At 74.1% G+C, this 22,418-nt stretch carries 21 protein-coding genes, 1 tRNA gene and 1 pseudogene; 12 read left to right on the top strand and 11 right to left on the bottom strand.

Features of this window, described 5'->3' with window-relative positions; all coding sequences use genetic code 11:
- The first annotated feature begins 56 nt into the window (after positions 1-56).
- From cysS to BJP40_RS13620, 4 genes are all read left to right on the top strand, one after another.
- Positions 57-1,457: a cysteine--tRNA ligase gene (gene cysS, locus BJP40_RS13605; protein ID WP_071280588.1), complete on the top strand. Its 1,401-nt coding sequence runs from the start codon at positions 57-59 to the stop codon at positions 1,455-1,457.
- An 88-nt stretch (positions 1,458-1,545) separates the two neighbouring features.
- Positions 1,546-2,496, top strand: a complete 951-nt coding sequence (rlmB, locus tag BJP40_RS13610) for a 23S rRNA (guanosine(2251)-2'-O)-methyltransferase RlmB (protein WP_071280589.1) — start codon at positions 1,546-1,548, stop codon at positions 2,494-2,496.
- Between the two features lie 104 nt (positions 2,497-2,600).
- Positions 2,601-4,235 carry a DoxX family membrane protein gene (locus BJP40_RS13615; RefSeq protein ID WP_071280590.1) on the top strand — a complete coding sequence of 545 codons (1,635 nt, stop codon included), beginning with the start codon at positions 2,601-2,603 and terminating at the stop codon, positions 4,233-4,235.
- A gap of 129 nt (positions 4,236-4,364) precedes the next feature.
- Complete coding sequence (locus tag BJP40_RS13620) at positions 4,365-4,958, top strand: helix-turn-helix domain-containing protein (protein WP_071266884.1); 594 nt, start codon at positions 4,365-4,367, stop codon at positions 4,956-4,958.
- Here the strand turns inward: BJP40_RS13620 and BJP40_RS13625 are convergent, their stop codons facing one another.
- The 3 genes from BJP40_RS13625 to BJP40_RS13635 form a co-directional block, all read right to left on the bottom strand.
- The gene (locus BJP40_RS13625) at positions 4,959-5,699 is read right to left on the bottom strand and encodes a nucleotidyltransferase family protein (RefSeq protein ID WP_071280591.1); all 741 of its coding nucleotides are present in this window, start codon (positions 5,697-5,699) and stop codon (positions 4,959-4,961) included.
- 16 nt (positions 5,700-5,715) lie between these two features.
- A complete protein-coding gene (locus BJP40_RS13630; RefSeq protein WP_071266888.1) occupies positions 5,716-6,129 on the bottom strand; it encodes a hypothetical protein in 414 nt (137 codons plus the stop codon).
- Positions 6,130-6,415: 286 nt separating this feature from the next.
- On the bottom strand, positions 6,416-7,522 hold the full coding sequence (locus BJP40_RS13635; RefSeq protein ID WP_071280592.1) for an ABC transporter ATP-binding protein: 1,107 nt from the start codon (positions 7,520-7,522) through the stop codon (positions 6,416-6,418).
- 188 nt (positions 7,523-7,710) lie between these two features.
- On the opposite strand from BJP40_RS13635, the gene BJP40_RS13640 reads away from it, so the two are divergent.
- Positions 7,711-7,784 (top strand) — tRNA-Thr (locus BJP40_RS13640).
- A gap of 78 nt (positions 7,785-7,862) precedes the next feature.
- Here BJP40_RS13640 and BJP40_RS13645 read toward each other — a convergent pair.
- The gene (locus tag BJP40_RS13645; RefSeq protein ID WP_071280593.1) at positions 7,863-9,254 is read right to left on the bottom strand and encodes an FAD-binding oxidoreductase; all 1,392 of its coding nucleotides are present in this window, start codon (positions 9,252-9,254) and stop codon (positions 7,863-7,865) included.
- A gap of 86 nt (positions 9,255-9,340) precedes the next feature.
- Between BJP40_RS13645 and BJP40_RS13650 the strand changes: the two genes are divergently transcribed.
- Positions 9,341-9,814: a GNAT family N-acetyltransferase gene (locus tag BJP40_RS13650; protein ID WP_071280594.1), complete on the top strand. Its 474-nt coding sequence runs from the start codon at positions 9,341-9,343 to the stop codon at positions 9,812-9,814.
- A gap of 552 nt (positions 9,815-10,366) precedes the next feature.
- On the opposite strand, the gene BJP40_RS13655 is transcribed toward BJP40_RS13650, so the two are convergent.
- Complete coding sequence (locus tag BJP40_RS13655; RefSeq protein ID WP_236244100.1) at positions 10,367-11,104, bottom strand: ScbR family autoregulator-binding transcription factor; 738 nt, start codon at positions 11,102-11,104, stop codon at positions 10,367-10,369.
- Between the two features lie 188 nt (positions 11,105-11,292).
- On the opposite strand from BJP40_RS13655, the gene BJP40_RS13660 reads away from it, so the two are divergent.
- Positions 11,293-12,066: an SDR family NAD(P)-dependent oxidoreductase gene (locus tag BJP40_RS13660; RefSeq protein ID WP_071280595.1), complete on the top strand. Its 774-nt coding sequence runs from the start codon at positions 11,293-11,295 to the stop codon at positions 12,064-12,066.
- Positions 12,067-12,552: 486 nt separating this feature from the next.
- The gene (locus tag BJP40_RS13665) at positions 12,553-13,140 is read left to right on the top strand and encodes an NADPH-dependent FMN reductase (RefSeq protein WP_071280596.1); all 588 of its coding nucleotides are present in this window, start codon (positions 12,553-12,555) and stop codon (positions 13,138-13,140) included.
- Between the two features lie 118 nt (positions 13,141-13,258).
- Here BJP40_RS13665 and BJP40_RS13670 read toward each other — a convergent pair whose 3' ends face one another.
- The 4 genes and pseudogenes from BJP40_RS13670 to BJP40_RS13685 form a co-directional block, all read right to left on the bottom strand.
- Positions 13,259-14,221 carry a ScbA/BarX family gamma-butyrolactone biosynthesis protein gene (locus BJP40_RS13670; protein WP_226962594.1) on the bottom strand — a complete coding sequence of 321 codons (963 nt, stop codon included), beginning with the start codon at positions 14,219-14,221 and terminating at the stop codon, positions 13,259-13,261.
- Positions 14,222-15,094: 873 nt separating this feature from the next.
- The gene (locus tag BJP40_RS13675; RefSeq protein ID WP_079171158.1) at positions 15,095-16,042 is read right to left on the bottom strand and encodes an NAD(P)-dependent oxidoreductase; all 948 of its coding nucleotides are present in this window, start codon (positions 16,040-16,042) and stop codon (positions 15,095-15,097) included.
- A gap of 109 nt (positions 16,043-16,151) precedes the next feature.
- Positions 16,152-16,652, bottom strand: coding sequence for a hypothetical protein (locus BJP40_RS13680; RefSeq protein ID WP_071280635.1), 501 nt, complete (start codon positions 16,650-16,652; stop codon positions 16,152-16,154).
- A 484-nt stretch (positions 16,653-17,136) separates the two neighbouring features.
- Positions 17,137-17,622 (bottom strand): annotated as a pseudogene (locus BJP40_RS13685) (LuxR C-terminal-related transcriptional regulator); the annotation flags it as partial.
- 247 nt (positions 17,623-17,869) lie between these two features.
- Between BJP40_RS13685 and BJP40_RS13690 the strand changes: the two are divergent.
- Together BJP40_RS13690 and BJP40_RS13695 are read left to right on the top strand one after the other, a co-directional pair.
- Positions 17,870-18,409, top strand: coding sequence for a heme-binding protein (locus BJP40_RS13690; RefSeq protein WP_071280598.1), 540 nt, complete (start codon positions 17,870-17,872; stop codon positions 18,407-18,409).
- A gap of 23 nt (positions 18,410-18,432) precedes the next feature.
- Positions 18,433-19,851 (top strand): M1 family metallopeptidase, encoded by a 1,419-nt coding sequence (locus tag BJP40_RS13695; protein ID WP_071280599.1) that lies wholly within the window; start codon positions 18,433-18,435, stop codon positions 19,849-19,851.
- A 93-nt stretch (positions 19,852-19,944) separates the two neighbouring features.
- On the opposite strand, the gene BJP40_RS13700 is transcribed toward BJP40_RS13695, so the two are convergent.
- A complete protein-coding gene (locus BJP40_RS13700; protein WP_071280600.1) occupies positions 19,945-20,457 on the bottom strand; it encodes a GNAT family N-acetyltransferase in 513 nt (170 codons plus the stop codon).
- 62 nt (positions 20,458-20,519) lie between these two features.
- Positions 20,520-21,095: a TerD family protein gene (locus BJP40_RS13705; RefSeq protein ID WP_071280601.1), complete on the bottom strand. Its 576-nt coding sequence runs from the start codon at positions 21,093-21,095 to the stop codon at positions 20,520-20,522.
- Positions 21,096-21,284: 189 nt separating this feature from the next.
- On the opposite strand from BJP40_RS13705, the gene arfB reads away from it, so the two are divergent.
- Together arfB and BJP40_RS36300 are read left to right on the top strand one after the other, a co-directional pair.
- Positions 21,285-21,722 carry an alternative ribosome rescue aminoacyl-tRNA hydrolase ArfB gene (gene arfB, locus BJP40_RS13710; RefSeq protein WP_071280602.1) on the top strand — a complete coding sequence of 146 codons (438 nt, stop codon included), beginning with the start codon at positions 21,285-21,287 and terminating at the stop codon, positions 21,720-21,722.
- 311 nt (positions 21,723-22,033) lie between these two features.
- The gene (locus BJP40_RS36300; RefSeq protein WP_371258637.1) at positions 22,034-22,273 is read left to right on the top strand and encodes a helix-turn-helix domain-containing protein; all 240 of its coding nucleotides are present in this window, start codon (positions 22,034-22,036) and stop codon (positions 22,271-22,273) included.
- The last annotated feature ends 145 nt before the right edge of the window (positions 22,274-22,418 follow it).

Here is a 22,418-nt window from a genome sequence, read left to right on the forward strand (position 1 = left end):
CCCCTGGAGACGCCCGTGTGAAACCCGCACGCACGGGTGCCCACTACTCTTGATGCGTGACTATTCGGCTGTACGACACCAGCGCCCGCCAGATCCGCGACTTCACCCCGCTCTCGCCGGGCTGCGTCTCGATCTACCTGTGTGGCGCCACCGTGCAGGCGGCCCCGCACATCGGGCACATCAGGTCCGGGCTGAACTTCGACATCCTGCGCCGCTGGTTCGCCTACCGCGGCTACGACGTGACGTTCGTCCGCAACGTCACGGACATCGACGACAAGATCATCACGAAGGCCGCCGAGCAGGGCCGCCCCTGGTGGTCCATCGGGTACGAGAACGAGCGCGCGTTCAACGACGGGTACACGGCCCTCGGCTGCCTTCCGCCCACCTACGAGCCGCGCGCCACCGGCCACGTCACCGAGATGGTCGAGATGATGCGGGGGCTCATCGAGCGGGGCCACGCCTACGAGGCGGACGGCAACGTCTACTTCGACGTGCGGTCCTACCCCGGCTACCTGGAGCTGTCCCGGCAGGACCTCGACGACCTGCGCCAGCCGTCCGGCGAGGGCGAGACCGGCAAGCGGGACCCCCGCGACTTCGCGCTGTGGAAGGCCGCCAAGCCCGGCGAGCCGTCCTGGGAGACCCCCTGGGGCCGCGGCAGGCCCGGCTGGCACCTGGAGTGCTCCGCCATGGCGCACAAGTACCTGGGCGAGGTCTTCGACATCCACGGCGGCGGCCTGGACCTGGTGTTCCCGCACCACGAGAACGAGATCGCTCAGGCCAAGGCGTACGGTGACGAGTTCGCCCGCTACTGGCTGCACAACGCCTGGGTCACCATGAGCGGCGAGAAGATGTCCAAGTCGCTGGGCAACTCGGTGCTCGTGTCCGAGATGGTCAGGCAGTGGCGGCCCGTCGTCCTGCGCTACTACCTCGGCACCCCGCACTACCGCTCCATGATCGAGTACAGCGAGGAGGCCCTGCGCGAGGCCGACGCGGCGTACTCCCGCATCGAGGGGTTCGTGCAGCGGGCCGTGGAGAAGGCCGGGCGGACCGTCGAGCCCGCCGCCGAGGTGCCCGCGGCCTTCGCCGAGGCCATGGACGACGACCTGGGCGTCCCGCAGGCCCTCGCCGTCATCCACACCACCGTCCGGCAGGGCAACACCGCCCTCGCCGAGGACGACAAGGACACGGCCGTCGCCCGGCTCGCGGAGGTGCGGGCCATGCTCGGCGTCCTCGGGCTCGACCCGCTCGACCCGCAGTGGGCCGGCGACCAGGACCGTGACCAGGACCTGCACGGCGTCGTCGACAGCCTCGTGCGCGTGGTGCTCGACCAGCGGCAGGCGGCACGCGCCCGCAAGGACTGGGCCACCGCCGACGCGATCCGCGACCAGCTCGCGCAGTCCGGGCTCGTCGTCGAGGACGGCCCGGACGGCCCGCGGTGGACGCTCGGCGCCCGCTGACGCACCCTTGACGTGCCGCCCGGCCCGCCCGGGCGGCACACTTACGTAGACACGTACGCTCACAGCTTGACGACGACAGGTAGACATCATGGCCGGGAACAGCCAGCGCAGGAACCGCCGCACGAGCAACAAGAAGGGCGCGACGGTCGGCAGCGGTGGCAACCGGCGTCGCTCCCTCGAAGGGAAGGGGCCGACGCCGCCCGCGCACATGCGCAAGGGCCACGCGAAGAACCGCGTCGCCAACGCCAAGGCCAGGCAGGCCCAGCGGCGCCCCGTCGCCCGCCGGGGCGGCAAGGGCCAGGCCGAGATGGTCGTCGGCCGCAACCCGGTCTTCGAGGCGCTGCGCGACGGCGTGCCCGCCTCCACGCTGTACGTGCAGCAGTTCATCGACAACGACGAGCGGGTCCGTGACGCGCTGAAGCTGGCCGCGGACCGCGGCGGCATCAACCTCATGGAGGCCCCCCGCGCCGAGCTGGACCGGATGACGGGCGGCCTCAACCACCAGGGCCTCGTCCTCCAGGTCCCGCCGTACGAGTACGCGCACCCGGAGGACCTGGCGGCGGCCGCGTTCGACGAGGGCGAGGACCCGCTGATCGTCGCGCTGGACGGCGTCACCGACCCGCGCAACCTCGGCGCCATCGTGCGTTCCGTGTCCGCGTTCGGCGGCCACGGCGTGGTCGTGCCCGAGCGGCGCGCCGCCGGCATGACCGCCGGGGCCTGGAAGACGTCGGCGGGTACGGCCGCGCGTACGCCGGTCGCCCGCGCCACCAACCTGACCCGGGCCCTGGAGGCGTACAAGAAGGCGGGCCTCACCGTCGTCGGCCTCGCCGCGGACGGCGACGTGGAGCTGTCCGGGCTGGAGGCCCTCGGCGGTCCGGTCGTCATCGTCGTCGGCAGCGAGGGCAAGGGCCTGTCCCGCCTCGTCGGCGAGACCTGCGACGTCCGGGTGTCCATCCCGATGCCGGGCGGCGCGGAGTCGCTGAACGCCGGTGTGGCGGCCGGTGTCGTCCTCTACGAGGCGGCCAGGCGCCGCGTCTGACCGGGCCGCCCGGCCCGTCCCGCCGGGACCCGTCATGATCTTGACGGGTCTCGGACATTTCCCCGCTGTCAAGGCAGTGTCCTAAACGCTCATCACTCGGTTAGATGAGTGTGGACACCAGAACGCCCCGGCCCGGGTTCGATGATCAGCCTGCGCTGAGCATGGTCAAGGTGAACAGTGACCCCGCGCAGGTCATCGTGAACCACGCCAGCTTCCGGGTACAGCTCGCCCCGGTCCGGAAGCCCCGCTTCTCCGACCCCGCCCGCGTCCCCGCCCTCAGCGGCGCGGCGCCGGGCGCCGCCCGGCGGCGGCCCGTCGTGTGGTCCGGCAAGTCCTCGCCCGGAGACCCCGGCGCGACGGGCCTCCTCCAGGCCGTACGGGACTCCGCGGCCGTCGACGCGCTCGCCGGACCCCCGGGCGTCGCCCCGCGGGACGCCGGAGCGACGCAGGTCATCCCGCGCATCGCCCTCGCCGACGACGACACCCGCCCCACGCCGGTCGTCGGCGGCCCCCGCGGGCCGCACGCCACCGAGTCCCCGCTGCTGCCGCCCATGCGGCGCGCCGAGGGCGCGTACGACACCCCGCTCGACGACCCGCAGCCGCACGGCGCCGCCGGCCACCCGGACGACGACCCGTACGACGAGCGCACCGCCCAGGCCGACCAGCGGCACGCCTACTACCCGGGACGCCGCATGAACCTCGGCGGCGTCCTGCTGCCGCTGCGCGTGTTCCTCGGCTTCATCTCGGTCTACGCCGGCATGGGCAAGCTCTGCGACCCCGTCTACTTCGACGGCGGCGAGCGCGGCTCCATGGTCAACTGGCTGAACTCGCTGCACCCCTGGCCGCTCGCCGAGCCGCTGCGGGACTTCGCCCTCGCCCATCCCGTGGGCGCCGGGCTCAGCGTGGCGTTCGCCCAGGTCGTCGTCGGTGTCCTCACCGTCCTCGGCCTCTGGCAGCGGGTCGCCGCCGTGTTCGGTGCGCTGCTGTCGGCGGCGCTGCTGCTGACGGTCAGCTGGCGGGCCGTGCCCGCGTACGACGCGCCCGACATCATCTACCTGGCCGCCTGGTCCCCGCTGATCATCGCCGGGGCGCCCGTCTACTCCGTCGACGGCCGCCTCGCCGGCGAGGCGTGGCGCACCCTCGGACCGCGCTCCGCGCTGTGGGCGCTGCGCCGCCGCGTCCTGCGGCGCGGCGCGATCGCTACCGCGGTGGTCGTCGGACTGACCCTGCTCGTCGGGTCGCTGCTCGGCGGAGCCGTGCGCTCCTCCGACCTGATCACGGTGCCGGGGCCGAACGCCGACCCGACCAACCACCTGCCGGGCCGCCCCCTGCCGCAGGAGCCGGAGGGCGAGGGCTCCCCGTCCCGCGAGGCGGCCCCCAGCGAGCCGCGGCCGTCGTCCTCGGCGTCCAGCACCCCGTCGGCCTCCGCGTCGGCCACCGAGGAGCCTGAGGAGGGCCGCACCGCCGGCCCCACCGGGACGGTCCGCGAGACCGGCCGCGTCGAGGAGCAGCGGCCCACCGCCACCCAGGGCGCCGGCCAGGGCGGCGAGGCGCCGCAGCAGTCCCGCCCGGAGCCGCCCGCCACCACGTCCGGCCCGACGACCGGCGGCGGCAGCGGCGGGACGACCGGCGGCGGCACGGGCGAGGACACCGGCTCGGACAGCGGCACGGGCTCGGACGCCGACGAGGGCGGCTCCTCCGGCGGCAACCGCAACCCGCTCGGCGGCCTCCTGGGCTGACCCGAGGCCGTCCCACCCGTCCCCGCAGGGCGGTCACCGCGTACGCGTCGGTGACCGCCCTGCCGCATGCGGTGTGCCGGACCGGCAACGCGGATTGCCATCACGGGGAAGGGCGGCTGGACTGGGGGCATGGTGGACGACATCAGCGGGGCGCTGGCGGCGGTGGGGCCCCGCCTGAAGGAGCTTCGGACCCGGCGCGGGCTGACCCTCACCGCGCTGTCCGAGGCGACCGGCATCTCCCGCAGCACCCTGTCCCGGCTGGAGTCGGGGCAGCGCCGCCCCACGCTGGAACTGCTGCTGCCGATCTCCCAGGCCCACCAGGTGCCCCTGGACGAGCTGGTGGGGGCGCCGGACGTGGGCGATCCGCGGGTGCGGCTGAAGCCGGTGCGTTCCGGGCACGACGCCACCGTGGTGCCGCTGACCCGGTCCCCGGGCCCCCTTCAGGCGTACAAGATGGTCATCCCCGTCGACCGCAGCACGCCGGAACCGCGCACCCACGAGGGGTACGAGTGGCTGTACGTGCTGTCGGGGCGGCTGCGGCTCGTGCTGGCCGACCACGACCTGGTGATGGGGCAGGGCGAGGCCGCCGAGTTCGACACCCGGCTCCCGCACTGGTTCGGCTCCACGGGGGAGGGCCCGGTGGAGCTGCTCAGCCTCTTCGGACGGCAGGGGGAGCGGATGCACGTACGGGCGCAGCCGCGGGCGCGCAGGGGCGCTCCCTAGCTAGGCGTGGTCGCCGACCAGTTCCTTGGCGGCCTCGGTGAGGTCCTTGGCGGTGTCGATGGCCCGCCAGTAGGCGCCCTGCGGCAGGGGGAAGCCGGCGAGGCGGCGTTCGCGCGCGAGGCGGGGGAAGGTGGCCCGCTCGTGGTCGCCGCGCTCGGGCAGCAGGTCGCGGAAGCCCGCGGAGAAGACGTACACGCCCGCGTTGATCAGGTACGGCGAGGGCGGTGCCTCGATGAAGTCGGTGATGTGCCCGAAGGCGTCGGTCTCGACGGCGCCCCACGGGATGCGGGGCCGGGCGAGGGCGAGGGTCGCGGCGGCGTCCCGTTCGGTGTGGAAGGCGGCCATCTCGCGCAGCGAGAACCGGGTCCAGATGTCGCCGTTCGTGGCGTACCAGGGGGCGTCGGCGCGGGGCAGGGCGGCCGCCGCGTATTTGAGCGCCCCGCCGCGGCCGAGGGGCTCGTCCTCCACGACGGTGGTGACGCGGAGCGGCAGCCGGGCGGTGGTCAGCCAGTCCTGGAGGACGCCGGCGAGGTGGCCACAGGAGACCACGGCGTCGGTGACGCCCTCGGTGGCCAGCCAGGACAGCTGATGGCCGATGATCGGGGTCCCGGTGCCCGGGATCTCGACCATCGGCTTGGGTCGGTCGTCGGTGTACGGACGGAGGCGCGAGCCCTGGCCCCCGGCCAGGATCACGGCCTGTGTGGGGGGCGCCTCGGGGTGCCCGTGCGGGGTGTCGGCCACGTGGAGGTGCGGGCTGTCAGCTGGCGTGGGCGACGCCGTAGGCGAAGGAGGTGTCGCAGACCGGGCGGGAGTAGGACTGCGCGCGGGTCGGTCCGTAGTGGCGGACGGCGGCCTGGCCGAGGTCGCGGGCGAGGGACATGCAGTACTTGCCCAGTGACGGGCTCTGCTCCACGGCGCGCTGCAGGCTGGTGAGCGCGGTGCCGGGGTCCTTCTCGCGCAGCTCGACCAGCAGGCGGTCGCGCAGGACGTCCTGCGGGGCGCGGGGCTTGGCGGGCTCCGAGACGCTCTCGGCGGACGCCGTGAGGAGCTGGGTCTCGGGGTGTGCACCTGCCCAGGGGACGCTGGTGACCGCGAGAGTTCCGGAGAGCACCAGGACGACGGGCAGGACGAGAGCGAGGGTGCGGCCGATGCGGCGTGCTGTCTGGGTCACGGGAGGGAGCGTAGCGCTCGGTGAAGTTTCAGAGACGTTTAGTCACTCTGATGAGGGAGGTTTCTTTCCCCTTTTGGGCGTGCGGAGTTGACGCCCGCAGGCGCGTGGCGGCCGAAACGGGCCCTGCGGGCGGGTCGGTGGGCCCCGGGAACGCGAACGGCCCCGCGTCCGGCGGACGGACGCGGGGCCGCTGCGGAACCACCCGCGGTCGTGCGGGCCCCGCCCGCCGCCGGGCGGGCGGGGCACGGTCGAGGCGGGCGGAGCGCGGTGCGTGCGGTGGCGCGGGTCAGTCGGAGAGGCGCTCGCCCGTGGTGGTCGAGAAGACGTGCATCTCGTCCGCGCGCGGCACGACGTGCAGCGTCGAGCCCTTCGCCGGGATGGAACGGCCGCCGACGCGGACGACGAGGTCCTTGGTCTCCCCGGAGACCTGGGCGGTGCCGTAGACGTAGCCGTCGGCGCCGAGTTCCTCGACGACGTTGACGGAGACGGCGAGGCCGGTCGGCGCACCGGCGGCGGAGCCGTCGGCCAGGTCGAAGTGCTCGGGGCGGACGCCGACCGTGACGGTCCGGTCGCCCTTCGCGGCGGCCGCGGACAGCGCCTCGCGGGACACCGGCACGACGCTGTCGCCGAACATGACGCCGCCCTCGGTGATCGGCACCTCGACGAGGTTCATGGCGGGCGAGCCGGTGAAGCCGGCGACGAAGAGGTTGGCCGGGCGGTCGTACATGGTGCGCGGGGTGTCGACCTGCTGGAGCAGACCGTCCTTGAGGACGGCGACGCGGTCGCCCATCGTCAGCGCCTCGACCTGGTCGTGCGTGACGTAGACCGTGGTGATGCCGAGGCGGCGCTGGAGCGACGCGATCTGCGTACGGGTCGAGACGCGGAGCTTGGCGTCCAGGTTGGACAGCGGCTCGTCCATGAGGAAGACCTGCGGCTCCCGGACGATGGCGCGGCCCATGGCGACGCGCTGGCGCTGACCGCCGGACAGGGCCTTCGGCTTGCGGTCCAGGTACTGCGTGAGGTCGAGGATCTTGGCGGCTTCCTCGACCTTCTTGCGGATCTCCGCCTTGTTCACGCCGGCGATCTTCAGGGCGAAGCCCATGTTGTCGGCGACGGTCATGTGCGGGTAGAGCGCGTAGTTCTGGAACACCATGGCGATGTCCCGGTCCTTCGGCGGCAGGTGGGTGACGTCGCGGTCCCCGATGCGGATGGCGCCGCCGTTGACGTCCTCCAGGCCGGCGAGCATGCGCAGGGACGTGGACTTGCCGCAGCCGGACGGGCCGACGAGGACGAGGAACTCGCCGTCGGCGATCTCGATGTCGAGCTGGTCGACGGCGGGCTTGGTGCCACCCGGGTACAGCCGGGTCGCCTTGTCGAACGTGACAGAAGCCATGGTGGTGGATTCCCTTCACCGGCAGGAACGTGCCGGACGATCCGAGTAAAGGAAGGAATGTTCAGGTCTAGTCCATGCGAGTGAACTGCGGGTGACGGTACCCGGCGGGGGCGGCTCCTGTCAGTACCTACCGGCCAGTGACATTCCCGACCACGGTCGGGGGCGGCTCCGGTTACACTGACCCGGCTGCCGCCTTAGCTCAGTTGGCTAGAGCGCTTGACTTGTAATCTTGAGGTCGTCGGTTCGATTCCGACAGGCGGCTCTTCCCCGAAGGCCCCCGGCCCCTCCCGGCCGGGGGCCTTCGGCGTCGTGCGGCCCGGCGGGCACCGGCCGGCCGCCGTCAGTGGCGGCCGGAGACGCGGTCGGCGAGGCGGGCGAGGCGCAGGGTGTCCGTGCTGTGCGTGGCGGCCTCCCGGCGGTCGGCGTGCCGGTACGCCGCGTACAGGGCGTGCACACCGAGCCAGCGCAGCGGCTCGGGCTCCCAGGTGCGGACCCGGTGCCCGACCCACGGCAGCGTGGTCAGCTCGGTGGGGCCGGACTGGCCGGAGTCCTGCCGGACGAGGTCGCGCAGGGTGCGTGCGGCGAGGTTCGCGGTGGCCACGCCGGAACCGACGTAGCCGCCGGCCCAGCCGAGGCCGGTGGTGCGGTCCAGGGTGACGGTGGCGCACCAGTCGCGGGGGACCCCGAGGACGCCGGACCAGGCGTGGGCGATCTCCACGCCCGCGAGCCGGGGGAAGAAGTCGACCAGGATGCCGTGGAGCTCCCGGACGGTCGCGGGCCGGGTGCGGCCGTCGTTGTCGGTGCGGGAGCCGTAGCGGTACGGGGTGCCGCGCCCGCCGAGCGCGATCCGGTCGTCCGCGGTGCGCTGGGCGTACATGTAGGCGTGGGCGGTGTCGCCGAGGGTCTCGCGGCCTTCCCAGCCCAGCTCGGCCCAGACCTCGGCCGGGACCGGAGCCGTCACGATCATGGAGGAGTTCATGGGGAGCCAGGTGCGGCGCCGCCCCTTGAGGGAGGCCGTGAAGCCCTCGGTGCAGCGCAGCACGTACGGGGCGCGGACGGTGCCGTACGGGGTGACCGCGTGCTTCGGCCTGATCTCGGTGACCGGGGTGTTCTCGTGGATCGTCACGCCCAGGGACTCGACGGTGGCGGCGAGGCCCACGGCGAGCCTGGCCGGCTGGATGCGGGCTCCGTGCGGGGTCCACGACGAGCCGACGGCGCCGCTGACCTTCAGGCGCGCGGCGGTCTCCCGGGCCCCGTACAGCTCGCGGTCCTGTTCTCCGAAGGCCAGCTCGGCGGCGTGGAAGCGCTTGAGGCGGGCCAGTTGGGCGGGGGTGCGGGCGACCTCCAGCACGCCGCCCCGGTGGACGTCCGCGTCGATGCCCTCCCGCGCGGCGACCTCGACGACCTCGGAGACGGTGTCGTTCATGGCCCGCTGGAGCCGTACGGCGGCGTCGTGGCCGTGCAGCCGCGCGTACCGGTCGCGGCCGGCGATGCCGTTGTAGAGCCAGCCGCCGTTGCGCCCGGAGGCGCCGTACCCGCAGAAGCGGGCCTCCAGGACGACGATGTCGAGGAACGGTACGGCCTTCTTCAGGTAGTAGGCCGTCCACAGCCCCGTGTAGCCGCCTCCCACGATGCAGACGTCGGCGGCGGTGTCCCCGGGCAGCGGCTCACGCGGCGCCGGAGTGCCCTCCTGCGCGTACCAGAACGAGATGCCGCCGTTGATCGTGTTCATGGCGGGGGACGTTACTGGACGGGCGGGGCCGTGGGGAGGGGCGAACCGGGTGGACGGCGGAGGGGCCGGGGCGGCAGGCTGCGGGCATGATTCGTACTGCCGTGTCCGCCGACGTCCCGCTCATCCACGCCATGGTCCGTGAGCTCGCCCTGTACGAGAAGGCCCTGGAGGAGGCGCGGGCGACCGAGGAGCAGCTGAGGGAGGCGCTCTTCGGGGAGCGGCCCGCCGCGTTCGCGCACGTGGCGCAGGACGAGAGCGGCGAGGTCGTCGGGTTCGCGCTGTGGTTCCTGAACTTCTCGACGTGGCGCGGGGTGCACGGCATCTACCTGGAGGACCTGTACGTCCGCCCGGAGGCCCGCGGCGGCGGCCACGGCAGGGCGCTGCTGCGGGAGTTGGCCCGGATCTGCGTGGAGCGCGGCTACGAGCGGCTGGAGTGGTCCGTCCTGGACTGGAACGAGCCCGCGATCGGCTTCTACAGGTCGCTCGGCGCGGTGGCGATGGACGAGTGGACGGTGCACCGGCTGACGGACGGTGCCCTGGCCGCGCTGGGCGGGGAATAGGCCGGGGCCTCACCGGGCGGGTGTGCCGCGGTGTGGCGGCGGCCGGCTGCGGGCGGGGCGGTGGGCGCGGGCCGGGGAGGCGTGCGGCGGGGGCGGGTCCGCCCGGTCCTGGAAGGCGCACCGGAGGGCCGGGCCGGCCGTCTTCGTCGGGCGCGCCGGAGCCGGGTCGGGTCGCCCGGCCGCCGGGGGCGGCCGGCGCGCCTGCCGGCTGCGGTCCGCGGTGCCGCCGTGTGCGGCGCCCGGTGCCGGCGTGCGGTGCGTGTGGCCGGGTGGCGGCCTCCGCCTTCCCGGGGTCCGGGCCCGGCGTGGCGGTCTCAGCGGGGCGCCCGCTGCTCACGGGGGCACCGGGACGGGGGCGAAGCCCGCTCCGGGCGCCGCGCCGCGCGCGCTGCTGCGAGGTGGGTGAACGGCCCGGCCCGAGGCTGTGGCGCCCGCGGTCGACCAGGCGGGCGTGGGGATGCTCGGGGGCCGGGGGTGCGGCCCCGGCCGGGGCGGGTGGGGGGTGTGCGGTCTGGTGGTGCGGTGGTGTGACGGGTGGCGCTCCCGCGGAGGTCAGGCGGGGATGCTCTCGGACGCGGAGGCCCGGTCGTCGGCCTCGGCGTCCGCGTTCATCTCCTCTATGACGCGTGCCCCCCGGTCCGGCGCCATGTCCAGGCGGGCCAGGACGGCGGGGGTGGCGATGCTCGGGTAGATGTAGCCGTACAGGTCGGCGACGCGGTCCTCGAAGTCCTCGCGGTCCGTCAGGGTTTCGGACACCGACTGGGCGCCCGTCCAGGCGGCGGTGAGGGTCCAGGCGGCCGAGGCGGTCTCCACGTGCGGCAGCAGCTCGCCCTGGTCCTTGGCCCGGTCCAGCAGCTCCCGGGTGAGGTCTATCCAGCCGGGCAGGGAGCCGCCGTGGAAGGTCTTGTTCGTCGCGGGACCGAGGGACAGCCGGGCTCCGGCGCTGAGCATCGGCTCCCGGCGCATGCGGTACGCCAGGACCATCGACATGTCGAAGATCTCCTGGAGTTTGATGTCCCTGGACGGCACCCCTCCCTCCGCGAACTGCTCGTCGATGACGCCCTGCGCGAGGAGCTGCTTGGAGGGGAAGTGGAAGTACAGGGCGCCCTTCGTGACCCCGGCGCGGGTGAGGATGTCCGCGATCGTCGCGGCCTCGTACCCCCGCTCGTCGAACACGGCCGCCGCCGCCTCAAGGATCGTGCGACGGGTGCGGACTGCCCGTTCCTGCTGTGCCACGGTGCCTCCGGTTGCCAGGTGTCCTATGGCCGAGCGGTCCACTGCATCAGCCATGTACCTGGAATTCAACCAGGGAGTCCGTATTTTTGTCAGCTCCGTCACCGGGGCGGGCGGCCCGCACGGTGCGCGTCTGGCGGAGAACCTACTGGTCAGGGCGGGGCGCGCGGGCGGCGAGGCGATTTGTTGAGGGCAGTAGTACCGCGTGTCCGGTTTGATCAGACGAGGCTGGTACCGTCCGTCGCATGATCGCCGGTAGCAGCTTGCTCGCAGGGAAGTCGGTACTGGTCACGGGGGCGGGGCGGGGGATCGGGGCTGCCGCGGCACGGGTGTTCTGCCGCGAGGGCGCCGCGGTGACGCTCGTCGCTCGCAGGGAAGCCGGACTCGCCTCTCTGGTGGACGAGTTGACGGCTCGGGGGAGTCGGGCGCAGTACGTCGTCGGGGACGTCGCGCGGCGGGCGGACGCCGACCGCGCGGTGGCCGCGGCGGTTGCCGCGTACGGGCGGCTGGACGCGGCGTTCAACAACGCCGGTGTCGCCGCCCTGCCGGGACCCATGCACCTCATGGACGACGCCGTCTTCGACGAGGTGATGGAGGTGAACGTCCGTGGCGTGTGGAACTGCATGCGCGCCGAGCTCGCCGCGATGCTGGAGGGGGGCGCCGGCGCGATCGTCAACAACAGCAGCACCGCCGGGCTGGTCGCCACCGCGGCCGGCTCGCCGTACATCGCGGCGAAGCACGCGGTCATCGGCCTGACGAAGGCGGCGGCCAACGAGTACGGCTCGGCCGGCATACGGGTCAACGCCCTGGCCACGGGCGCCACCCGCACCGAGATGCTCACCGGCTGGCTGGCGGAGGACCACCCGGCCAGGGAGAACGCGATGGCGGGCAAGGCGATGCTGGGCCGCCTCGCGGAGAGCGAGGAGATCGCCGAGACCGCGGCGTGGCTGTGCAGCGACCGCGCCTCCTATCTGACCGGCACCACGGTCGCCGTGGACGGCGGGCGCCTCGCCCGCTGAGCTCCGCCGCGGGGAGAGGGGAAACATCCCGACGGTCCGTTTTCCGGCCGACCTTGACCTCAACTCGGCTTGAGGTCATACGTTCTCCGTGTCGCCCCGCAACCGCGTGGGCGGAGCCAAAGTGGCGGAATCGGAGGGGTGCGGCGATGCGGGCCGACGTGTTCTCCGCGGACGAGGCGCCCCGGCTCGGCAGCGGCGCGGCGCGGCACGGAGCCGCGGCGCCGGGGGCCGTCACCGCCGGGTGTCCGGCGCGGCTCGGCCGCAGTCGCCCCCGCCGGGGACGGGTGCGGCCTGACCGGGCCGCCGCGCCCTGTGCGGTCGTTCCCGCGGCGGGCCCGTGGCCCCCTGGCTGCGCGCGGTAGCTCGCCCGGTGCGCCGCGGGCGCTCCCCTCGTGCTGCACGTCGGCCCGGTGCGGCGCGGGTCTGCTCCTCCGCACCGTCTCCTTCCTCTTCTTCCTTACTCAACTCCACGAATCGAGGATCACCATGTCCGAGTCACCCCTCAAGATCGGTGTCATCGTCGGCAGCGTGCGCACCGGACGGTTCGCCGACACGGTCGCGCGGTGGTTCGTCTCCGAGGTCGGCAAGCGGGACGACATGGAGGTGCACGTCATCGACCTGACCGAGCCGGCCCTCGTCGAGGAGCTGAAGCTCACCCTGGAGGAGGCCGGGGCCTCCGGCAGCGCGCCGCGCCTCGCCGAGCGGATCGCCGGCCTCGACGGCTTCGTGGTGATCACGCCCGAGTACAACCACGGCTATCCGGCCTCCCTGAAGCTCGCCATCGACTACGTCTACGGCGAATGGCGGGCCAAGCCCGTCGGCTTCGTGTCGTACGGCGGGATGGCCGGCGGCCAGCGGGCCGTCGAGCAGCTGCGGCAGGTCTTCGCTGAGCTGCACGCCGTGACCCTGCGCGACACGGTCAGCTTCCACATGGCGTGGGAGAAGTTCGACGAGGACGGCCGTCCGCACGACGCCGAGGGGCCGGCGAAGGCCGCCGGGGTCATGCTGGACCAGCTGGCCTGGTGGGGGGTCACCCTGCGGGAGGGCCGGGCCGCCCGTCCGTACGGGGGCTGATCGCCGCTGCGCACGCGGTGCGTCCCGCTGCCCGGGCCGTACCGCGGCGTGGCGCGGGGCGTGCGGGCGGGGGGTGTGGGGGGTGTGGGGGGTGGCGGGGTGGTGCGCGGCGGGTGGGTCAGAGCGCCATGCGCTGGGGCGTCAGGAACGTGCACTGGAAGACGGGGTCGCCGTCCTGGTGACCGGTGACGCTCACTACCGCCCGGGTGCCGGGGGCGAGCGGCGGGATGACGCGGGTCGCGATCCGGCAGGGTATGCCGAACTCGGCGTAGCGGTGGAACGAGATGCTGCCGTGCACGGGCAGGAACGAGGTCGGCGCCGTCGCGGCGTACGCGGCCTGGCGGGCGGCCTCGAAGAGCAGCATGCCGGGGATGTGGTCGTTGGGCCGCTGGAACAGCGTGGGGTGGCGGGTGTCCACCCGGAGGTTCCACTCGCCCGGCTCCTCGGCCGTCGGTGAGAGCAGGACGTGGTCGACGTGCGGGCGGCCCACGAGGTGCGGGTCGACCGGCGGCTCGACCGGAACGGCGAGCACCGGCACCGAGCGGTCGCCGCGCAGCCGGTGGTAGGCGGCCCTGCTGGTGAGGCGGACGTCGCCGCCGCTGGTGGCCACCGGACGGCCGTCCCGCTCGAAGACGGTGTCCACGCGCATCTGCGAGACGCGGCCGCCCCGGTACTTGAGCTGCGAGAACGTGATGCGGACGTCCACCGTGTTGTCACGGTCGCTGACACCGAGGCCCTCGGGGTGGCAGGTGTAGTCGAGGTCGGTGAGCAGGAAGTGGTGGTCCAGCGGTACGTCGTACGCCGCGTGGATGACGGCCATCGACGCCTGCCGCATCGTTTCCGCAATCAGCATCGGGTCGTGGATGCCTCCCTGGACGGGGGCGAAGAACGGATGATCAGCCGGCCAGCACGCCCTGACGAGGAACTGGTTCGCGTCGAGGGCGGTCCAGGCGATCGGGAACGCGTCTTCCTCGCGCACCCGGTGGCACATCGCCGCGGACATGGGGCGGAAGGGTCTGGGCGCGGGCACCGTGGCCACCGCGGTGCCGCCCGTGCGCTCCGTGTACACCAAGTCGAGCATGCGTCTCCCCCTTGATTGAGAGCCACTTCTTGTCGCTCCGCGGCCAAAGATACAGACGCGCCGGTATTTTGTCGTGCCTTAAGAGCGAGCCCCGAGCGGCGCCTTTCCGTCGGATGAACGAACGGTTTTGCGTTCCCAAAAGCGTGACAAGCAGGTGTAACTGCCCACTGCGTGCCGGGAGATGCGGCAGTTTGTGCGTGAGGCGTGATCGATTGACTGCGGTCAGTGACGGAATGCTTCGTTCCCTGCGCGGAGCGAGAGTGGGTAACAAACCAGGAGCGCGGTTTAGTAAGGGGGGTGAGTATGGTCGTCTACGTCAAGTGATGGAGGCGCTGTCCGTGATCGAGCGGGGACAGATCGTGCTCGTGTCATGTGCCCTTCGGGATCGGTTCATGAACAGTTTCGATCGTCTGCGGGTCTGCGGGTCTGCGGGTCTGCGGGGCGTCCGGTCCGGGGCTTGGGGCCCGGGGGTCCCCGGGTGGGGTCCGCTCGGCGTGGGCGTCTCGATGCCGGGGGCGATGGGTGCCGTACGTGGCAGGTACGGGCGAGTGGGGGGCCAGTCGGGCGCGGTGGCGCCGTGCGCGCTGCCGGGGCCGCCTCGCCTCCCGAGTGCGGGGTCCGGGGCGCGGTGGTCCGCCGGTGACCGGGGTGCCCCGTGCGCACGGCGGGCTCCCCGTCCTCGGACGGCAAGGGGCGCCCGGCCCGGGGCGGCTCCTTCGTACAGGGCCCCGGCACGGACACCCGTCGGCAGGGGCCGCCGCCGGCGGGCTCCCGCACGGCCGGCGTTCCGCGGCGGCGGTCCCGCCGCGTGCTGCCGCCCGCCTGCGTCCTTCGTGGGGGCACGGCGGGTGACGGGGCGGCCGTCCGGGGCGCCTAGCGTGCGTCGGCCCCCGCGCTGCGCCGGGCGTGCTCCTGCGCGTACCAGTCGGCGTACGCGGGGAAGGCGTCACGGAACGCGGGACCGGGCCCCGCCGGCACCATGGACCACAGGCGACTGCTGTCGTACCAGTGGTCCGTCGCCAGCAGGGACACCATCCTCCGACCCTGGGGAATGCCGGCCGCCGCCAGCCGTTCCTCGGCCTCCTGCCGCGTCACCTCGCCCACGGGCTCCGGCAGGTCCAGCGCACGGCACACCGCGGTGAGGAGCTCCCGCGAGGTCACGGGCTCCGGATGGCTCGCGTGCAGCACCCCGCCGGGAAGCCGCCGGGACGGCGCTCCTACCGCGAGGTGGGCGAGCGCACCGGCCAACGCGTCGGCGGAGACCAGGGAGATGCGCGCCCGACCGCCGTCCACCCAGTGCGGCACCGCGGTGAGCATCCGTACCAGGGCCGGTACGACCCAGGTGTCGCCCGCCCCGTACACCAGGTGCGGGCGCAGCACCGTGCCGCCGGCCGCGAGCACCAGCCGCTCCCCGGCCAGCCGGGTCACGCTCGTCGGCGACACCGGCTCCTCGGCCAGGCACCCCTCCGCCTCGCCGCGGTGGGGGACGTCCCGGTACACGGCCGCGGTGCCCAGTTGGACGATGCGGTCGACGCCGGCTCGTGCCGCCTCCGCGAGAAGGGCCCGCGTGCCCTCGGTGTTGACGGCGCGGCAGCTCTCCTCGTCGCCGCCGATGCGGGCCGCGAGGTGGAGGACGGTGTCGACGCCCTCGCAGACGCCCCGCAGGGAGCCCGGGTCGGCCAGATCGCCCCGCACGGCCCGCACCGTCCTGCCGGACCACCGGGCGGGAAGCTCCCGGCGGTGCGTCAGGATCCGCACGTCGACGTCGGTGCCGAGCCGGTCGACCACATGGGCCCCGACGAAGCCGGTGCCCCCCGTCACGAGTATCCGCTGCCTGATCAACCGGGTCCCCTCCCCGTGCGGTCCCGGGGGACCGCTCGCCGACGATCGTTCGGACGGGCCCGATGCTACTGGCCCGGCGCGCGGCGCGTTACGGCACGCGGGGGAAGCGCGCCTGGAGGTCCCAGACGGCCGGGTTGTCGGCGAGGTCCTCGTGCATGTCGGTGAGGTCCGCGATCAGGTCGTGGAGGAAGTCCCGTGCCTCGCGGCGCAGTTCGGTGTGGCTGAAGGTGAGCGGGGGCTCGTCTCCCGGCATCCAGTCGGCTTCGACGTCCACCCAGCCGAAGCGCCGCTCGAACAGCATCCGGTCCGCGGACTCCGTGAAGTCCAGCTCGGCGCGGCGCGGCCGGGCGGCGCGGCTGCCGAGGGGGTCGCGGTCGAGCTGCTCGACGATGTCGCACAGCGCCCACGCGAAGTCCAGGACCGGCACCCACCCCCAGGCTGTGGACACCTCCCGGTCCGCCTCCGTGTCGGCCAGGTACACGTCCCCGCAGAACAGGTCGTGCCGCAGCGCGTGGACGTCCGCCCGCCGGTAGTCCGTCTGCGGCGGGTCGGGGAAGCGGCGGGAGAGCGAGTAGCCGATGTCGAGCACGTAGGCGATGGTGTCATGGCCGCGGGCCCGCCCACGGGCGGGGACCACCCAGCGGAGCCCGGAGCCCGCGCTTCGGCACGCGGGACCCCCGGCGGCTGTACGCCGGGCGGGGCCCGGCGGGGATGACGGGGGCGAGCCCGGGCGGGGACGGCGTGGCGCGGGCGGCTCGGGACGACGGCCCGCCCTCTCGGACGGGCCGGCACGGGCGGATGCCGCTGCGAGCGGGCTCGGGCGGCCGGCGCCCCGTCCGCGGGGAGGCCCGCGCAGCCGGTCGAGCGGAGTCCGCAGGCGGCCGGACCCCGGCCCGGGCCCGGGAGCAGGGGGTGCGGACGGCGGGGCAGGCGGGCGTCGCGCGCGGGGAGCGTCGGCGCGTGGTGCGGCCACTGCGGGTCGCCGGGCCAGGGAGGGCGGAGTCGGGGCGTGGGCCGTTTCACGGCGTGGGCCGTTCAGCGGCGTGGGGCGGGCGGAGCACGGAACGGAGCGCTCAGGGCAGGAGGCGCTGTTCCTTCGCCTGGGCCACCGCCCCCGCGCGGGTCTCCACGCCGAGCTTCGCGTAGATGCGGCCCAGGTGCGTCTTCACCGTGGCCTCGCTGATGAAGAGCGCGCGGGCGATGTCGCGGTTGCCGAGGCCGCGGGCCAGCTGGCCCAGGATGTCCCGTTCGCGGGCCGTCAGCGCGGGCGCCGCCGCCCCCCGCACCCGGTTCATGACGCGGCCCGCCACCGGGGCCGACAGGGCGGTACGGCCCTCGGCGGCGGCGCGGATCGCCGCGAACAGCTCCTCCGGGCGCTCCGCCTTCAGCAGGTAGCCCGTCGCGCCCGCGTCGATCGCCCGCGTGATGTCGGCGTCCGTGTCGTACGTGGTGAGGACCAGCACCCGCGCGTACGACGCCTGCGTGATGCGCCGGGTCGCCTCCACCCCGTCCATGCCCGGGCCCAGTTGGAGGTCCATCAGCACCACCTCGGGCCGCAGGATCGAGAAGTGCGGCGAGACGCGGCGGATCTGGCCCGCGCCCAGCGGCTACGGCGCCGCCGGCCGCCGCACGGCCTCACGTACGCCCCGGCGTACGGCCTGACGCACGGCGGCGGACCCGGCAGCCGGGCCGCACGGCCACCCCGCCGTGCGGCCGGGCTGCGGACCCGTCGCACCACCGGACGCACGGCCCGGCGCCCGCCCCCGGCGGGGCCGGGCCGGACCACGACACCCCAAGGAGCCAGCCATGCCCGAGCAGCAGAAGAAGACCTCCCCGCGCGCCCGTGTCCTCGCCGCCGGCACCGTCGGCGCCCTCTCCGCCAACGCCGCCGAGCCCGCCGCCAAGCACGCGACCACCGCGCCCGTGACCGACCGCGACCACCTCACCCGCACCACCCACCTCACCGTCGACGCCGCCACCCGGGCCGCCCGGGCCGCCCTCAAGGCCGCGGCCGAGGAAGGCCGGCGCGTCACCGTCGCCGTCGTGGACCGCAACGGCAACACGGTCGTCGTGCTGCGCGGCGACGGCGCGGGCCCGCAGTCGTACGAGTCGGCGCAGCGCAAGGCGTTCACGGCCGTGTCGTGGAACGCGCCCACGTCCGCACTGGCCGAGCGCCTGGAGTCGGCGCCGAACCTGAAGGACATCCCGGGCACCCTCTTCCTCGGCGGCGGCGTGCCCGTCACCGCCTCCGGCGCCCCCGTCGCGGGCATCGGCGTGGCGGGGGCGCCCGGCGGCGACCTCGACGAGAAGTACGCCCGGGCGGGCGCCGCCGCCCTCGCAGGCTGACCGGTTCCGCTTACCATCGCCGGGTGTACCGGACCCGGCCCCGCACCCCCGCCGGCAGGCGCCCCGCCGCCGCGGGCGCCGCCGCCCTGCTCCTCCTGGGGGCGGCGCTCGCCGGCTGCACCGGCGGGGTGCGGGGCGAGCCCGGCGCGGCGGGCCTGCGCGACCCGTACTTCCCGAGGCTCGGCAACGGCGGCTACGACGTCGGCCACTACGCCCTCACCCTGGCGTACGACCCGCGCACCCGGCACCTGGACGGCACCGCGGAGATCACCGCCCGCGCCACCAAGGACCTCAGCGCCTTCAACCTGGACCTCGCGGGGCTCACCGTGCACGGCGCCACCGTCGACGGCGAGCGGGCCTCCGTGCGCCGCGCCGGGCACGAGGTCACGCTGCGGCCCCGCGGCGACATCGGCGAGGGCGACACCTTCCGCACCGTGATCCGCTACTCCGGCACGCCCCGCACGGTCACCGACCCGGACGGCTCGCAGGAGGGCTGGCTGCCGACCGCGGACGGGGCCCTGGCCGTCGGCCAGCCCACCGGGTCCATAGCGTGGTTCCCCGGCAACCACCACCCCTCCGACAAGGCCGCCTACGAGGTGCGGATCACCGTCCCCAAGGGCGTCCGGGCCGTCTCCAACGGTGAGATCACCGGCACCCGCACCGCCGCCGACGGCGCCACCACCACCACGTGGCGGACCGCCGAGCCGATGGCGAGCTACCTCGCGGTACTGGCCGTCGGCGCTTACGAGGTCGAGACGTCCCGCACCGCGTCGGGCCTGCCCGTCCTCACCGCGGTGGACTCCGCGGTCGCCCGCCGCGGCGACACCGGGCGGGTCCTCGAGCGCCTGCCGGACGCCGTCACGTGGGGCGAGCGGCGCTTCGGGCCGTACCCGTTCTCCTCGACCGGGGTGATCGTCGAGCGGGCGGAGGACATCGGCTACGCCCTGGAGACCCAGACCCGGCCGGTCTTCCCCGAGGACGCGTTCACCGAGCCGGTCCTCGTCCACGAACTGGCCCACCAGTGGTACGGCGACTCCGTGTCACCGGAGACGTGGCGGGACATGTGGCTCAACGAGGGGTTCGCGACCTACGCGGAGTGGCTGTACGCGGAAGACCTCTCGGGCACGCCCGCGCGGCAGGCCCACGAAGCGGCCTTCGCGGACGACGCCAACTGGGCGTTCCCCCCGGCCGAGCCGCCGGGGCCCGAGCACATCTCGGGCGCGCCCGTGTACGGCCGCGGCGCGATGGTCCTGCAGAAGCTGCGCGAAAGCGTCGGCGACGAGGTCTTCTTCACGATCCTGAAGGGCTGGGCGGCGGAGCACCGGCACGGCAACGCGTCGACGGACGACTTCACGCGGTACGCCGAGGCGCGGTCCGGGCGGGACCTGACGCCGCTGTGGGACACGTGGCTGTACGGCGAGGAGAAGCCGCCCCGCCCCTGAGCCGGCCGCCGGCAGGCCGGGGCGTCCGGCACCCGGCCCGCGCACCCGCCACCGGGTGCGCCGCCGGCGTCCCGCGTGTCCCGCCGGATGCGCCTACAGCGCCTTGCGCATCACGACGCAGTCCCGGCCCGACTTCCGGTCCTCGCGGCGGTCGGTCTCGCGGTAGCCGAGGGCCCGCCAGAAGGTCAGCGCCCGGGTGTTGTTGTCCAGGACGGCCAGCTTGACGCCGGTGCGGCCCAGGCCGCGGAACCGCTTCTCGACGATCTCCGCGAGCTCCCGGCCGAAGCCCATGCGGTGGTCCCGGGCGTGCACCATCAGCAGGCCGATCCACGGGTCCGGGTCGTCGGGACCCGGGTGGTGGGCGAGCGTCACGGCGATGCCGATGACGCGGCCCTCCGAACGGGCCAGCAGCACCTCCGCGCCCGGCTGCGCCAACTCCTCCGCGAGGGAGGCGGCGACCTGCTCGGGCGTGATGTCGGCCGGATCCGGGAACTCCCCGCTGAGCTGCTGGAACTCCCGGTTCGACGCGTACAGCGCGGTCAGCTCGGTGAGCAGCGGCCCGGGCAGGGCGGCCTCGTCGCCGAGCTCCAGCGGTTCCACGATCATGCGGCCACAGTAGGGCCCCGGCGCGCTGATCGCCGCCGGGGCCACACCGCTGGGGGCGAGGGTCAGACGTTCACGCCGAAGTCGCGGGCGATGCCCTCCAGGCCGGAGGCGTAGCCCTGGCCGACGGCGCGGAACTTCCACTCGGCGCCGTTCCGGTACAGCTCGCCGAAGACCATGGCGGTCTCGGTGGCGGCGTCCTCGCTGAGGTCGTAGCGGGCGATCTCGCCGCCGCCGTTCTGGTTGACGACGCGGATGTAGGCGTTGCGGACCTGGCCGAAGTTCTGGCTGCGGGAGACCGCGTCGTAGATGGAGACCGGGAAGACGATCTTGTCGACGTTGGCGGGCAGGCCCGCCAGGTTGACGTTGATCTGCTCGTCGTCGCCGCCGCCCTCGCCGGTGCGGTTGTCACCGGTGTGGACGATGGTGCCGTCCGGGGTGGACTTGTTGTTGAAGAACACGAAGTGCGCTTCGGAGGCGACCCGGCCGGACGGGTCGACGCCGATCGCGGAGGCGTCCAGGTCGAAGTCCGTGCCGGTGGTGGTCCGGACGTCCCAGCCGAGGCCGACCGTGACGGCGGTCAGGCCCGGGGCCTCCTTGGTCAGCGAGACGTTGCCGCCCTTGGACAGGCTTACAGCCATCGGGAGTCCCTTTCAGTCACGTGAGTGCGTCACTGCACTTAACGTCATCGGTGCCGGGGTGGTTCCAGCGGGGTGCGCCCCCGGCCGGAACCGGCCGCCGGCGGAGTGCGTACCGGGTCGCGACCGGCCTGGGCGGCGGTGCGGTCCGGCGTGAAAACAGGATGACGCGATCACGCCCGGCACGCGACTATGGGAGGCATGCCCGGTCCTTACCCCATCCGTGGCTCGGTCGTCCTCCCGGAGTCCGAGCTGATGTGGCGTTTCTCCCGGTCGTCCGGGCCCGGCGGGCAGCACGTCAACACCAGCGACTCGCAGGTGGAGCTGCGCTTCGACCTGGCCCGCACGGAGGCGCTGCCCCCGGTGTGGAAGCAGCGGGCGCTGGAGCGGCTCGGCGGGCGGCTGGCCGGCGGGGTGGTCACCGTGCGGGCCTCCGAGCACCGCTCGCAGTGGCGCAACCGCGAGACCGCGGCGGTCCGGCTGGCGTCCCTGCTGGCGGAGGCGACGGCACCGCCGCCGAAGCCGCGCAAGCCGACGCGGATCCCGAAGGGCATCAACGAGCGGCGGCTGCGGGAGAAGAAGCAGCGGGCGCAGACCAAGCGGGGGCGCTCCGCACGCGACTGGACGTGACACCCGCGCAGCGGCCGTGCCGCGACGGGGTCGCCCCGCCGGATGGGGCGCCCGCGCCGTGAGCCGCGCCGCGGCGGGGCCGTCCTCCTGAAGCGGGTGTCGCAGGTCTTGCGCATACACAGGAGACCGCCCCAGCACCGCTGGGGCATCGTCGGTCAACGCGGCGGAGATGTGTACGCCGGTCGACCGCTCAAGCGCCGCACGGGTCTCGGACGCCGAGCCACCGAACCGGTGGCACGCGAGCCCTGTACAGCATGATCATCCGATTTGTTCGGCCAGGTGAGGACACTTGCTCATGATCGTCAGAGCGTGTGTCGGGTGCCAGTCGATTCGCCGCCCTCTGGGTTCTCACCCGCCGCCAGGTCATCGGCACGCGCATCAGGCGGGCCCGGCGCCATGCGAATGTCACGCAGATGCGCCTTGCGGAGCTCTGCGGCGTCGACCACCGCACGATCCACCGGATCGAGTACGGCGTCAGCGACCCGCGGCTGGGCCTCCTCCTCCAGATCTCCCAGGCCGTCGGTGCGCCCCTCGCGGATCCGGTGCGGTAGGGCCCCGGCCGGGGGACTGTGACGGCCGGGGCGGTCTGCTACACCGGAGGGCGGCCCGGTGTCGGCTGCGGGGGCGGGCTCGGCAGCGGCGGCCCCGGGTTCGGGGGCGTCTGCGGCGCGCCCGGGCTGCGGTGCTTGTCCGCGC

This window comes from Streptomyces sp. CC53 (assembly GCF_001865245.1).
Classification (GTDB): domain Bacteria; phylum Actinomycetota; class Actinomycetes; order Streptomycetales; family Streptomycetaceae; genus Streptomyces.

What these genes read in the sequence shown, in the direction of transcription:
- rlmB (WP_071280589.1), top strand. Translation starts at nt 1,546, where the DNA reads ATGGCCGGGAACAGCCAGCGCAGGAACCGCCGCACGAGCAACAAGAAG.
- BJP40_RS13615 (WP_071280590.1), top strand. Translation starts at nt 2,601, where the DNA reads ATGAGTGTGGACACCAGAACGCCCCGGCCCGGGTTCGATGATCAGCCT.
- BJP40_RS13620 (WP_071266884.1), top strand. Translation starts at nt 4,365, where the DNA reads ATGGTGGACGACATCAGCGGGGCGCTGGCGGCGGTGGGGCCCCGCCTG.
- BJP40_RS13635 (WP_071280592.1), bottom strand. Translation starts at nt 7,522, where the DNA reads ATGGCTTCTGTCACGTTCGACAAGGCGACCCGGCTGTACCCGGGTGGC.
- BJP40_RS13645 (WP_071280593.1), bottom strand. Translation starts at nt 9,254, where the DNA reads ATGAACACGATCAACGGCGGCATCTCGTTCTGGTACGCGCAGGAGGGC.
- BJP40_RS13650 (WP_071280594.1), top strand. Translation starts at nt 9,341, where the DNA reads ATGATTCGTACTGCCGTGTCCGCCGACGTCCCGCTCATCCACGCCATG.
- BJP40_RS13655 (WP_236244100.1), bottom strand. Translation starts at nt 11,104, where the DNA reads ATGGCTGATGCAGTGGACCGCTCGGCCATAGGACACCTGGCAACCGGA.
- BJP40_RS13660 (WP_071280595.1), top strand. Translation starts at nt 11,293, where the DNA reads ATGATCGCCGGTAGCAGCTTGCTCGCAGGGAAGTCGGTACTGGTCACG.
- BJP40_RS13665 (WP_071280596.1), top strand. Translation starts at nt 12,553, where the DNA reads ATGTCCGAGTCACCCCTCAAGATCGGTGTCATCGTCGGCAGCGTGCGC.
- BJP40_RS13670 (WP_226962594.1), bottom strand. Translation starts at nt 14,221, where the DNA reads ATGCTCGACTTGGTGTACACGGAGCGCACGGGCGGCACCGCGGTGGCC.
- BJP40_RS13690 (WP_071280598.1), top strand. Translation starts at nt 17,870, where the DNA reads ATGCCCGAGCAGCAGAAGAAGACCTCCCCGCGCGCCCGTGTCCTCGCC.
- BJP40_RS13700 (WP_071280600.1), bottom strand. Translation starts at nt 20,457, where the DNA reads ATGATCGTGGAACCGCTGGAGCTCGGCGACGAGGCCGCCCTGCCCGGG.
- BJP40_RS13705 (WP_071280601.1), bottom strand. Translation starts at nt 21,095, where the DNA reads ATGGCTGTAAGCCTGTCCAAGGGCGGCAACGTCTCGCTGACCAAGGAG.
- arfB (WP_071280602.1), top strand. Translation starts at nt 21,285, where the DNA reads ATGGGAGGCATGCCCGGTCCTTACCCCATCCGTGGCTCGGTCGTCCTC.